This window comes from Methylobacterium sp. J-026 (genome assembly GCF_022829585.1).
Taxonomy (GTDB): Bacteria; Pseudomonadota; Alphaproteobacteria; order Rhizobiales; family Beijerinckiaceae; genus Methylobacterium.
Genome location: NZ_JAKSYC010000343.1, coordinates 25,152 through 37,519 on the forward strand (window position 1 = coordinate 25,152; position 12,368 = coordinate 37,519).

Consider the following 12,368-nt stretch of genomic DNA (forward strand, 5'->3'; position numbering starts at 1 on the left):
GTACTCTGCACGGGGAACGATCAAGACGTCTCACGCTTTAGACTGCAAGCGTTGCAGGAGGCCTTCGGATGTCTCTCGCGGAAGATGGCCGCCCGTTGTCCCTGACGTGGCATTACACGCCCCGGGAGATCGTGGCGGATGGCGTGATCCACGGGCTCGGCGTCGTGCTTGGTCTGGCCGGTGCCGTGGCCCTGGTGGCGACGGCGCTGACGGCGCATCTCGGCATGGGCGAGCGGGTCGCCGTCGTCGTCTACGCGACAGCCCTGGTGCTGATGCTCGGGGTCTCGGCCCTCTACAACCTGTATCCGGTGAGCCCCCGGAAATGGCTGCTGCGCCGGGCCGACCACGCCCTGATCTACCTGATGATCGCCGGCACCTACACGCCGCTCGTCGCCCTCGTTGGGTCCGGGCCGCGCGCCTATGCGCTGCTGGCGTTGATCTGGGCCGTGGCCTCGGTCGGAATCGCCGTCAAGCTGCTCCTGCCCGGGCGCTTCGACCGGCTCTCCATCGCGCTCTACCTGATGCTCGGATGGAGCGGTCTCTTTGCCTATGAGTCCGTGATCGCGAGCCTCCAGCCGACCGCATTGTGGCTGCTTGCCATCGGCGGGGCGCTCTACTCGATCGGCGTCCTATTCCACATCTGGCGGACGCTGCCGTTTCAGAATGCGATCTGGCACGGCTTCGTTCTCGCCGCCACGGCCTGCCATTACGGGACGATCTGGGCCAGCCTCAACGGCCCGCCGATGACATGACTTGTTTTCGGCCATGTAAAACTCTGCTTACCTTCTCGATGAAAAGCATGCGGCCGACGAGCCGCCTTTAAGAGCCCCGCGACCACCGGTGCTTCACTAATCCCGAGACTGTTTTCACCGGGAGCATTGCCGTGGTCGGCAAGTCGAATGACGATCGTATCGTCCAGCGTTATCGGATCCTGCACGTCTTCCGGGCCCCGGTCGGCGGTCTGTTCCGCCATGTGGTGGACCTCGCCCGCCTCCAAGCCGCGGCCGGACACGCCGTGGGCATCGTTTGCGACTCCACGACCGGCGGCGAGCGTGGTGAGCGGGCCCTGGCGGACCTGATGCCCAGCCTGGAACTCGGCCTCGTGCGGATCCCGATGCGGCGGAACCCGCACCGGTCCGATTGGACCTGCCTGAAAGCGGTGGGGCGGCGGGCCGCCGCGGTGGGCGCCGAGGTGCTCCATGGACACGGGGCGAAGGGCGGCGCCTTTGCCAGGCTCGCCCCGGGCAGCACGGCGATCCGTACCTACACGCCGCATGGCGGCAGCTACAATTACCGGCCGGGCACGCCGATCCATCGTCTCTACATGGGGGCCGAGGCGGTTCTCGCCCGCCGGACCGACGCCTTCCTGTTCGAGAGCGAATACGTCGCCGGACGGCACCGGACCTTCGTCGGCGGTCCCGAGCGCGTGACCCGCATCGTCCACAACGGCATCGCGGAGGCGGAATTCGCTCCGATCGACCGCGTCGATGAACCCTTCGATCTCCTCTATGTCGGCGAGCTGCGCGAGGCCAAGGGTCTTCCGTACCTGCTCGATGCCCTTGTCCATCTCCGGACCGAGGGGCGGTCCCTGCGCCTGCTGATGGTCGGCTCCGGGCCGGATGCCGACATCCTGCGTCAGAACGTCGAGCGCCTCGGCCTGGGCAGCGCGGTGTCCTTCGAACCGCCGCAGGCGATCCGCACCGTGCTGGCGCGGGGACGCATCCTGGTCGTCCCCTCGCTGGCGGAATCCCTGCCCTACGTGGTCCTGGAGGCCGCAGCCGCGGCGCAGCCGCTCGTGGCCACGCGGGTCGGTGGAATCCCCGAGATCTTCGGTGACGCCGCCGGCGATCTGGTCCCGCCACGGGATCCCGCCTCCCTCGCCGCCGGCATCCGGCGGGTGCTCGACGACGCGCCCGCGGTGCTCGACGCCCGCGTCAACGCGCTCAGCGCCGCGATCCGGCAGCGCTTCTCCCTGGAGCGGATGGGCAGCGAGGTCATCTCCGGTTACGCCGCGGCGTTCCAGGCCCGCGCGGATCGGCACAATGTCGAAGCCCGGGAGATCGCCGGCGCGCGGACGGCCTGATCCGCCGAGGCGCGCATCGCTCCGTCGCCGTGTGCCGGAGCGATGCGCGACGACGGAACGACCGGCGGACCGGGTCCGACGGTAAAATCGCCGCGGGCCGATCGCCTTTAAGTCTTCAGACAACGCCCCGTGCCACGCTGCGATTGAGAAGCCGCAGGCCGCTACGGGAGGAGCCGATCGATGAGTGCCTTCGACATCCGGGATCTCCTCGAAGCCGCTGGCCCTCTCCAGGCGCAGCCATCGCCCCGCGATGATGGACCGGTACCGCTTGCCGAGACCTCCATACCGGGCGCGACGGCTGTGTCGCCGGTCGTGGTGGCTGGGCTGGTGCGGGCGGCGGAATGCGCCCTGATCTTCGGCCTCGGCGCGCTCCTGCACCTGCTGATGCTGCGCGGGCGGGTCCCGTTCGGCCTGACCTATGCCGGGGCGATCGGGCTCGTCGCGATCCTCACGGTTGCGCTGGTCCAGGCCGCCGGCGGCTATCGGATCTCCGCCTTCCGCGCCTTCTCCAAGAGCGCGATCCGGCTGATCGCCGCTTGGTCGCTGACCTTCCTGATCGTTGCCGCCGGGCTGGTCCTCGCCAAGGTGGCCGATCACTACTCGCGCCTGTGGCTCGCGACCTTCTACGGCACCGGCCTGACCGCTCTCCTGACCGGGCGCTTCCTCCTGTTCCGCGTGATCGAAGCGCAGACCCGGGCCGGACGTTTCGACCGGCGCACGGCGATCGTCGGCGGCGGCAAGCCGGCGGAAGATCTGATCGCCGCCCTGGAGACGCAGAGCGAGAGCGGCATCCGGATCGTCGGGGTGTTCGACGACCGCAACACCGACCGCTCGTCCGACGTGGTGGCGGGGCATCCGAAGCTCGGCAACGTCGACGATCTCGTCGCCTACGCCCGGCACGCCCGCCTCGACCTGATCGTCTTCACCATCCCGATCACAGCCGAGAACCGCATCCTGCAGATGCTGGCCAAGCTCTGGGTGCTGCCGATCGACATCCGCCTGTCGGCGCATGCGGCCAAGCTGCGCCTGCGGCCGCGCAGCTATTCGTATCTCGGCTCAGTCCCGGTGCTCGATGTCTTCGACAAGCCGATCGCCGACTGGGACGTCGTGGTGAAGGCGCTGTTCGACCGCTGCGTCGGATTGGTGATGCTGCTCGCCCTGGCGCCGATCCTGGTCGCCGTGGCGCTCGCGGTGCGCTTGACCTCGCGAGGGCCGATCCTGTTCCGCCAGAAGCGCCACGGATTCAACAACGAGCTGATCGAAGTCTACAAGTTCCGGTCGATGTATGTCGACCAGTGCGACGCCGGCGCGGCCAGGATGGTCACCCGCGGCGATCCGCGCGTGACACCGGTTGGGCGCTTCATCCGCAAGACCTCACTGGACGAGCTGCCGCAATTGTTCAATGTGCTGAAAGGTGACCTCTCGCTGGTCGGTCCGCGTCCGCACGCGCTCCAGGCCAAGGCCGCCAATACCCTGTACGACCAGGTGGTCGACGGCTATTTCGCTCGGCACAAGGTCAAGCCCGGCATCACCGGCTGGGCGCAGGTGAACGGCTGGCGCGGCGAGACCGATACGTCGGAGAAGCTCCAGCGCCGTGTCGAGCACGACCTCTACTATATCGAGAACTGGTCGGTCCTGCTCGACTTGCAGATCCTGCTGACAACCCCGTTCGCGCTGCTCAAGACCGAGAACGCCTACTGAGATCCCGGCGGCCGGTCTGACGCCGGCCGCCGGATCTTTTCGCCCTACGGCAGAGCGCCGGCCTTCTCCTTGGCCTTCATAATCGTGTCGCGACAGCCCTCAGCGTTACCGGCCTTGTCCTGCTGGCGCGCCTGGGCGACCAGCTTCTTGGCGTCCTCGACGCCCGCCGCGGTCGGCTTGACGCTGGCATCCGAGGGGGTCAGGGCCGGTGGCTTGTCGAGCGCCTTCGGGGAGTTCGACGACGTCGTGCCGCCGGGCGGGGTCGTGCCGGTCACGGAGGCCGCGCCGGCGCTGTCGAGGCGCCGCTGAAGGGTATCGACCTCGTCAGAACATGACGTCGCGAGGGCGGGTGTGGCTACGGCAAGCGCCAGGGCTGCGACGGCGAAACGAAACATCATCGATGGGGGTCTCCAAAGTGTCCGGACGCCACTGACACGCAACCCCGACAGGGGGCGGGGACCGCGCGTCAGAGCGATTCACCGAGGAGACGCCGGGCGCATCGGCCCGTTCCCGAGACAGGAGGCCGCACGCGCCTCAGAACAGGGACAGGTGCCGCGGGTAACCTCTTGATTGCCGGCGCCGTCACCCCGAGCGCTCCGGCCGACGGGTTCGACGGCGTGCGTCCCGACGGAAACGCGGAGCCGTTCCCGATCACGATGCGATCGGGAACGGCTCCAGCGAGGGGTTGGTGGCCTCAGTACTTGCGGATGATCGGCTCCGGCGCCATCGCGACCGGCTCGGGGCCGAAGCGATAGGTTAGACCGGCATAGATCGACAGGGGCTGCGCCAGCGTCGTCGTCCGCGGATCGTTGATCGACAGGTTGCCGGCGATCGCGCCCGGCTCGGCGAAGGTGCCGAATGTCGCGTAACGGTTATTGGTGAGGTTGGTGATCAACCCGAAGATCTCCAGGTTCTTGGTCACCTGGTACTTCGTGGTCAGGTTCATCACGTAATAGGCCGGCAGCTTGCGGTTCAGGTTCGAATCGTCACCCCGGAAGTAAGAGGACGAGAAGGCCGAAACGTTGAGGCCGAAGCGCCAATTCGGGGTGATGTTGTACTCGAACCCAGCCTTGATCTGGTGATCCGGGATCAACGGGATCTTGTTGCCCTTGTGGACGAAGATGGCCCCGTCGTCGGAGAGCGGATTGTTGGGCGATGAGAGCGTTTGGTCGAACTGGTACGTGGCGTCGATCAACGCGTAGTTGGCGTAGACCAGCAGATCGGGGTTGACGACGTACTCGGCGCTGACCTCGATGCCCTGCCGCCGGGTCGCCGGCACGTTGGTGTAGTAGGCGCGCGCCGCGTTGCCGGCGACGGCGATCTGGATGATGTCGTTCTTAAGGTCGGTGCGGAAGACGCCGGCCTTGTAGGTCAGGTTGCCGCCCGAGAGGAAGTTCGGGATCACGCCCCGGAAACCGACTTCATAGGTCTGGCCGGTGACCTGCTTGAGCGGCGGATCGGCGACCAGCGAGTTCGGCAGCAGGCACGGCTGGTTCGGATTGGCGCAGGCGAGTTCCAGCGGTGTCGGCGCACGGTTCGACTCCGAGTAGCTGCCGTAAAGGTTGAGCGCCGGGTCGAACTGGTAGGTCAGGCCCGCGAGCGGGTTGACCTTGGTGTATTCGTGGGTGCCCGTGACGTCCGGCGAGAACCCCGTCTGATCGACCGAGCGGATATGCGCGTAGTTGAGCCGGAAGCCTGCGGTGAGCGACAGGCGGTCGGTGACGTCGAGCGTGTCGGTGGCGTAGAGGCCGAGATACAGGTTCGAACCCGCGACCGAGCTCGGGGCGATGCCGAGGGCGCCCAGCGTGCGGAGGTACGGGGTGCCGAGGCCCGGAATGTTTCCATAGTACGGATTGCTCGGATCCGTGGAGATCAGGAGATTCGGGTTGATGACGCCGAGGGTGCTCGACGACTTGAACGAATAATCGGCCGCGTCGACACTGCCGCCGATGACGAAGCTGTTGGGCAGACCGAAGACCCGGTCACGGTTGGCCGCCTGCAGCGAGCCACCGTAGCCCTGCGACTCCGTCTGCGTCGTGTCGATCGTCCCGTAGGGCACGTTCCGCGTGAACGGGATGCGCTGGTTCTGCTGGCCGAGGAGCAGGAACTGGTTACGGAAGGCGTTCTGCGACTGGCCGGCCGACGGGCTGAACCCGTCATCCTGGTAGCAGAGGGAGCCGCGGAAGCTCGAGCGCGAGCTGCACTGCTCGAAATTGCCGTCGTTGCCGTCCACGTACCGCTCGCTGAAGCGGCGGAAATAGGCGTTGCCGGCAAGGTCCCAGGTCGGCGAGATGTCCACCCGGCCGGTCAGCTGGATCGTGCCGACCTCGGTCGTCTGCGTCTGCGGATAGGTGAAGATCGCCCGCGGATCGACATGGGTGAAGTCCACCGGGGTCGCGGCCGCCGCGCCGTAGAAGCTGCGCGCGGCGAGCCCGATCAGGTGGAACTCCGAATCCTGAGCGCGGTAGCCGAGGTCGGCGTAGAGCCGGCCAATGGTGCTCGGGTTCTCGTAGCGCCAGCCGCGGTCGTTCAGCCCGTCGCCGGTGAAGTAGAAGCTCCAGTTGTCGGAGACCTTGCCGTATTCGAGGTACCCGGCGGTGCGGCCGTCGGAGCCGCCGAACGCGCTGATCTCGGTGCCCTGCCAGGTGAAGCCGTTCTTCATCTGGATGTTGACCGCGCCGCCGATCGCGTTGAGGCCGAAGACCGGGTTGCCGGTGACGACATCGATCCGCTGGACCGCCTGCGGCGGGATCAGGTCGAAATTGACGACGTCGCCGAAGGCCTCGTTGATGCGGATGCCGTTCTGGTAGACGGCTAGGCCCTGCGGCACGCCCTGCACGGGCGATGCGGTGAAACCGCGGTAATTGAGATCGACGCGGTTGCTGTTGCCCTGAGAGTCGCTGAGATTCACGCCGGGCGTCTCGCGCGCGAAGGTGGCGAGGATATTGTCGGTGCCGCGGTCGACGTCGATCTGGCGCGTCGTGATGGTCTCGACGGTGCTGGGGATCTTGTTGAGCGGTTGCTCGGAACCGCGCAGACGCACGCTGCCGGGTGCCACCGGTACCGTCGGCGCGATCTGCGCTGCCCGATCGAGATTCAGGGCCGGGCTGGAATTGCCGCCGCCGGCACCGACCGGCGAGGTCGAAACGACGCTGATCTCACCCAGCGTGACCGATTGCTGCGCTCGCGCCGCGCCTGGAGCAATCGAGAGCGCCAAGACTGAGGCAGACGCGAGCATGCTGCCCCGCAGCGTCCGACGTGACATTCCAATTCCCCTGCCTTGAGACCAGCGTCCGGTTGTTCCGGGCTTGGCGAGACTTTTGGCGGGTGGAGTTAAAGTTCACAATCGGGCTCAGCGGCGGGCGAGAGCTTTTGGGGGCTGTTTCGCGCAAAGAACGGTCAAACGCTCCCCCGCGTGGCGTTATCGCAACAGTTATGCTTGCAAAATCAACGACTTGCGGAGCTTTAGGCAACACCGTTCGGGAAGATTCGGCAAGCGGTTGGCGACTGGATCGCAGCGCTCACAACCGTGCCTGAATCAACCGCGCGATCTCGCCCAACCGTTGCTCGAGGAGTTGCGGCACCTCGCAGACATAGGTGAGCGACTGGCTGCGCTCCTGGAAGATGCGCCGGTCCCAGGCGAACTTGGTTTCGAGATCGGACTGGTCCTTGGGCAGTTCGGTGGCGTCCGTGGCGCTCGGCGCGTCCTTGGTCTGGCTGATCTTGTCGGCCTCATCGCGGATGCGCTCCGCCATGCGCCGCTGGCCCTGGGCGTATCGGCCGATGCCGCCTACGACCTTGTCGCGCTCGCCGTTGATCACCTCGAAGACCCCCGCATAGACGCGGGTCAGGGCCTTGTCCTTCCCATCCTTGTCGGTGCCGAACTTGCCGGCGAATTCGTCGAGGAGCGGGCCGACCTGCGGCAACTCGGTGCGGCGGGAGGCGATCTTCTGGGCCAGCACCGCGGCGTCGTTGTCGCTGCCCCAGTCTCCGGCCGCCGCGATGTCCGGTCCGGTCCAGAACTGGCCGGGGCTGAGCGTGGCGACCTTGCGCTGGACGCAGGGCCAGTCCGGATCCTGCCGGGGCTGCGCGGATGCCGGTGCGGCCAGAAGCACCAGGCCGAGGACGGCATTGCGGGCGAGTCGGTTCATCGGGCGGGCTCCGTCAGGTGTTGTCGCCGGCCGGGCCACCGCGCCGGGCCATGATACCCCGGCCGGGATCGTAGGCGATCACCGCCATGCCGAAGAACGCGAGGGTCACGCCCACCACCACCGCGCAGGCGAGCGGCTCGAACTGGACGTAGAGGGCGAAGCGGACGAGCTGGACCGCGTGGCTGAACGGGTTCAGCTCGCAGATCCAGTACAGCGTCTCCGAGGATTCCCGGATCCGCCACAGGGGGTAGAGGGCCGAGGAGGCGAAGAACATCGGGAAGATCACGAAGTTCATCACACTGGCGAAGTTCTCAAGCTGGCGGACCAGCGAGGACAGGAACAGACCGATCGCCCCGAGCATCAGCCCCGAGGCCAAGAAGGCAGGGAGCGCCGTGAGATAGCCGAGCGGCGGGATGTCCGTCTCCCAGAAATAGGCCACCGCCAGGAACGCATAGGCCTGCACGATCGAGACCGAGACTCCCGCGATCAGCTTGGCGAGCAGCAGCAGCCAGCGCGGATAGGGCGAGGTCAGCAGTACCTTCATGGACCCGACCTCGCGGTCGTAGACCATCGAGAGCGAGGATTGCATGCCGTTGAACAGCTGGATCATCACGGCCAGCCCCGGCACCACGTAGACCTCGTAGAGCACGTAGGTCTGGTAGGGCGGCTCGATGGAGACGCCGAGCGTGTTGCGGAAACCCGCCGCGAAGATGAACAGCCAGACCAGCGGCCGGACCAGGGCCGAGAAGAACCGCTCTTTCTGATTGAAGAAGCGCAGCAATTCCCGCCGGACGATGCCGCCGAGGCAAATCAGGTAGCCGACGGTGTCGAGCCGACCGATGCGCGCCGACGCGCTGTGGGCGGATGCAGCAGCGACCGGCGTCGACATGCGTGTCGGAGCGCTCATGGGTGCTGCCCTCGATCGTACGATGGTGCGCCGTTCGACGCCGTCATGCCGCCGCCCGCCCCGGCTCGGCCACAATGCGGCGGAACGCGTCCGCCAGGGCCTCCCCCGGGGCACCGATATCGCCGGCCCGGCCCCGCGCCACGATCCGGCCGCGATGCAGCACGACCGCGTCGTCCTCCGGGGAGATTTCCTCAAAGATATGGGTCGCCCAGAGAACCGACAGCCCCTCCTCGCGCACCAGCGCGCGCACGATCGCCACGATGTCGGTCCGCGATTCGAGGTCGAGGCCGACCGTCGGCTCGTCCAGCAGCAGCAGGTCCGGACGGTGGATCAGCGACCGGGCGATCTCGATGCGGCGCGACTGGCCGCCCGAGAGCGTTCGGACCTTGTCGTGGCGCCGGTCCGCGAGCCCGACCCGATCGAGGAGCAGCCCAACGCGGTCCTTTCCGGCGCGACGGGTGATCCCGTGCAAGCTCGCGTGATACAGGAGGTTCTGCTCGACGGTGAGATCGGTATCCAGCGTCCGGGCCTGGAACACCACGCCGAGCCGGGCAAGTGCCCGGGAGGGCTCGCGGTCGAGGGCGTGGCCGAAGATCGAGACCCGTCCGGTCTGGTTGGTGTAGAGCCGGGTGATCACCGAGAACAGGGTGGTCTTGCCGGCACCGTTGGGTCCGAGCAGCGCCGCGAAGCGGCCGCGGCCGACATCGAGCGAGACGTCGTCGAGCGCCGCGCGCGTGCCGAAGCGGTGGCCGACATGCTCGACCCGGAGCGCCGCCTCGCCGGTCATCGGCCGAGCGCTTTCCGGGCGTCGGCGACGGCATCGAGACACTCGTCGAACTCGCCCTCTTTCTGCTCCCGCTCCGCGACCCGAAGGGCCTTCTTGAGCTTGGGCAGCGCGGCCTCGGACGGGTTCGCCGCGAGGGCGTCGCGGATCATGGCGATGCCCGCGGCGCAGGCGGAGGCATCGTCGGCCGCGAGGGCCGGGCCGGAGAGGACGAGGCACGAGGCCAGGAAGAACGCGCGCATCACTTCACCGTCAAAGTACCGGTCATGCCCTTGGCCTCGAGGCCGCGCGCCTCCCACTTGTAGCTGCCTGGCTTGATCGCAACGAACTCGATGGCGATCTCGCCGGGATCGTCGAATTCCAGGTGGTCGGGCGGGCCGCCGCCGTGGATCTCCTTGTGCTCGATCACGATCTGGTTGAACCAGATGTAGCGGAAGAACTCCGGCGCGTAGAACTTGTATTCCTGGTGACCCTTGGCGACGATGCGCAGCCGATAGGCCTTGCCGGATTCGAGCGTGATGTCTCTGTTCTCCACCGTGAAGTCGTTGCCCTGATCGTCGCCCAGGACGAGGTCGGGCAGGTTCTCCCGCTTCTTGGTGAGGTCCAGTGCCAGTGCCGGGCCGGCCGCAAACAGCCCCGCGCCGGCGAGAGCGGCCCATCGAAACATCCGCATCCTGTCGTTTCCCCCTGTGCCGCGTGATCCGCGGTCCTGGTTCATTCGAGCGGCCCCGCCGCCTGGCTCAGTTCGGCGAGATCGCCACGCCCCAGGGCAGGAGGCCGACCGGGATGCTCTTGACCACCTTCTCGGCGGCCACATCGATCACCGAGATGTCGTTGGACGTGCCGTTCGTGGTGAACAGCTGCTTCTGGTCGGGCGTGAAGGCCAGCTGCCAGACGCGCTGGCCGACGGGGAGGTATTTCTCCACCGCGAACGTCTTGGCATCGATCACCGCGACGCGGTTGGCCGGGCCCAGCGCCACGAAGGCCTTGCTTCCGTCCTTCGTGATCCGGATACCCACGGGCTGGATCGCCTCGTCGTTCACGCTCGGGATCTTGAAGGTGATCTTCTTGATCACCCGGCGCTGGGCCACGTCGATGACGCTGACCGTGCCGCCGACCTCCGCGGACACCCACAGGAACTTGCCGTCGGCGGTGAATTCGGCGAAGCGCGGCCTTGCATCCACCAGCACGTTGTCGATGACCTGGAAGGTCTTCGTGTCGATGAAATGGGCCATGTTGGTCGTCTCGGAGGTGTTGACCAGGACCTTCCCGTCCGGCGACAGGCCCATGCCCTCCGGCTCGACGCCCACCGGCACCTCGGCGAGGACCTTGTTCTTCTCGATGTCGATGATCGTGACCTGGCTGTCGTCCTCATTGGCGACGTAGAGCGGGTTGCCCGACGCGTCGAGGATGAACTGCTCCGGATCCGGACCCGAGCGCAGGGAGCGGACGACCTTGCCGGAGGCCGTGTCGAGCACGTCGATCCGGTCGTCGTCGCTGGCGCAGACGAACAGTTCCTTGCCGTCCTTGGACACGGTCACGCCGCGCGGGCGCCGGCCGACCTTCCAGGTACCGGTCACCGCCATCGTGTTCGTGTCGATGACGCTGACCGAATTGCCCTTCTCGTTGGTGACGTAGGCGGTGAAGGCGGCGGCCGGCCCGATGAGGGCGAACCAGGCGCCGAGGGCGACCACACTCAGACCTGCCTCGACGCGGCGGCTCATCAAAACTCCTCCCTGGTGCGCTATTCGGCACTCTGTCGACGCAGAATAGTGCGATTCTTGCGCGGAGCGAGGGGATGCGGCATTCGGATCCGGTCCGGAGGCCCTCGCACGGCTATTTCCACAGGTAGGCCTACTCGTAAACGCGCAACTCCGTAAAGTGCAACGCGCCATTCGACCGCTCGATCGCAGCGGCGTGGAGATTGCCGTCCTCGGTTATCAGCACCTTGTCCGGGCCAAGACACGTCAATATCGAGGCGTCGTTGAGACCCAACCAGAGGTAAGTCTTGTCCGACGCTGCGCTGACGGCAGTAGGTTGCATTTCGTTCGCGTGGAGAATGAAAAGCTTGAAGAACGCAGCAATCTCCGTTCTGATCGGATCTCGAACCTGGCGCAGCAAATTCGCTGTTTCGGATAGAATTTGAGCTGTCGTGACGAGACCGGCCGACACCGTGAGGTGTCGCAGCAAAGCATTATAATCACTTAACGAGAATTGTGAACAGTTTTTGTGAACGCGGATATAATCCGGGTCGGTACCCCCAACGATGAATAGAACAAGCAGATTGGTATCGAGGAGAGCATATTTAGCCATCAGGAATCGCCGGTGCGATTTCTCATTGCAATGATTTCACCGGTGACCTCGTCGACCGTGATGACTTTGTACGTCCTGCGCATGATGACCGCCCCGCTCAGAACGGTGACCGCATTACGTGCCTCGTCCCAGGGCCGCGAAAACCCGAGCGTGATGTTCCAGTAGCCCGGACAATGCTCGACCTCCTCAAGACCCAGATTTGTTATATTTTCATCAGACATTGTCGCGAGCAGCCATGTCCTCGCGCGCGCAACTGCATCGTTGAGACTGATGGCCGATGTGCTGGCCTCTTGATGTGACGGCGCATCTTGTACGGTTTGACCCATCGGAAGTCCCGATCCTTGCGCGTGACCTGTCGCAGGCGAACCCGTCCGTCTGGATGTGGGCCCCCGACGCAGTCAGCGTCAATGGGTTCGGCGTCGATGCCGA

Annotated in this window: 13 protein-coding genes; 3 read left to right on the forward strand and 10 right to left on the reverse strand. The window is 66.2% G+C overall.

Annotated features, from left to right (window positions below; genetic code table 11):
- The first annotated feature begins 68 nt into the window (after positions 1 to 68).
- The 3 genes from trhA (at position 69) to MKK69_RS29630 (ending at position 3,784) form a co-directional block, all read left to right on the forward strand.
- Positions 69 to 752, forward strand: a complete 684-nt coding sequence (gene trhA, locus MKK69_RS29620) for a PAQR family membrane homeostasis protein TrhA (protein WP_243973743.1) — start codon at positions 69 to 71, stop codon at positions 750 to 752.
- A 131-nt stretch (positions 753 to 883) separates the two neighbouring features.
- Entirely contained in the window at positions 884 to 2,083 is a 1,200-nt protein-coding gene (locus MKK69_RS29625; RefSeq protein WP_243973744.1) for a glycosyltransferase family 4 protein, read from the forward strand.
- A 180-nt stretch (positions 2,084 to 2,263) separates the two neighbouring features.
- The gene (locus MKK69_RS29630) at positions 2,264 to 3,784 is read left to right on the forward strand and encodes an undecaprenyl-phosphate glucose phosphotransferase (protein ID WP_243973745.1); all 1,521 of its coding nucleotides are present in this window, start codon (positions 2,264 to 2,266) and stop codon (positions 3,782 to 3,784) included.
- A 44-nt stretch (positions 3,785 to 3,828) separates the two neighbouring features.
- Here the strand turns inward: MKK69_RS29630 and MKK69_RS29635 are convergent, their stop codons facing one another.
- The 10 genes from MKK69_RS29635 to MKK69_RS29680 form a co-directional block, all read right to left on the reverse strand.
- The gene (locus tag MKK69_RS29635; RefSeq protein ID WP_243973746.1) at positions 3,829 to 4,182 is read right to left on the reverse strand and encodes a hypothetical protein; all 354 of its coding nucleotides are present in this window, start codon (positions 4,180 to 4,182) and stop codon (positions 3,829 to 3,831) included.
- A gap of 296 nt (positions 4,183 to 4,478) precedes the next feature.
- Positions 4,479 to 7,049, reverse strand: a complete 2,571-nt coding sequence (locus tag MKK69_RS29640; protein WP_243973747.1) for a TonB-dependent receptor — start codon at positions 7,047 to 7,049, stop codon at positions 4,479 to 4,481.
- Between the two features lie 256 nt (positions 7,050 to 7,305).
- Positions 7,306 to 7,935, reverse strand: coding sequence for a hypothetical protein (locus MKK69_RS29645; RefSeq protein WP_243973748.1), 630 nt, complete (start codon positions 7,933 to 7,935; stop codon positions 7,306 to 7,308).
- Positions 7,936 to 7,948: 13 nt separating this feature from the next.
- The gene (locus MKK69_RS29650) at positions 7,949 to 8,824 is read right to left on the reverse strand and encodes an ABC transporter permease (protein WP_243973820.1); all 876 of its coding nucleotides are present in this window, start codon (positions 8,822 to 8,824) and stop codon (positions 7,949 to 7,951) included.
- 61 nt (positions 8,825 to 8,885) lie between these two features.
- The gene (locus MKK69_RS29655) at positions 8,886 to 9,629 is read right to left on the reverse strand and encodes an ABC transporter ATP-binding protein (RefSeq protein ID WP_243973749.1); all 744 of its coding nucleotides are present in this window, start codon (positions 9,627 to 9,629) and stop codon (positions 8,886 to 8,888) included.
- Complete coding sequence (locus tag MKK69_RS29660) at positions 9,626 to 9,868, reverse strand: hypothetical protein (protein ID WP_243973750.1); 243 nt, start codon at positions 9,866 to 9,868, stop codon at positions 9,626 to 9,628. The genes MKK69_RS29655 and MKK69_RS29660 overlap by 4 nt, the downstream gene beginning before the upstream one ends.
- Positions 9,868 to 10,293, reverse strand: coding sequence for a hypothetical protein (locus tag MKK69_RS29665; RefSeq protein ID WP_409564918.1), 426 nt, complete (start codon positions 10,291 to 10,293; stop codon positions 9,868 to 9,870). The genes MKK69_RS29660 and MKK69_RS29665 overlap by 1 nt, the downstream gene beginning before the upstream one ends.
- Before the next feature lie 73 nt (positions 10,294 to 10,366).
- Positions 10,367 to 11,350, reverse strand: a complete 984-nt coding sequence (locus MKK69_RS29670; RefSeq protein WP_243973752.1) for a YVTN family beta-propeller repeat protein — start codon at positions 11,348 to 11,350, stop codon at positions 10,367 to 10,369.
- A gap of 130 nt (positions 11,351 to 11,480) precedes the next feature.
- Entirely contained in the window at positions 11,481 to 11,939 is a 459-nt protein-coding gene (locus MKK69_RS29675) for a hypothetical protein (protein WP_243973753.1), read from the reverse strand.
- Complete coding sequence (locus tag MKK69_RS29680) at positions 11,939 to 12,265, reverse strand: hypothetical protein (RefSeq protein ID WP_243973754.1); 327 nt, start codon at positions 12,263 to 12,265, stop codon at positions 11,939 to 11,941. The genes MKK69_RS29675 and MKK69_RS29680 overlap by 1 nt, the downstream gene beginning before the upstream one ends.
- Between the last annotated feature and the right edge of the window lie 103 nt (positions 12,266 to 12,368).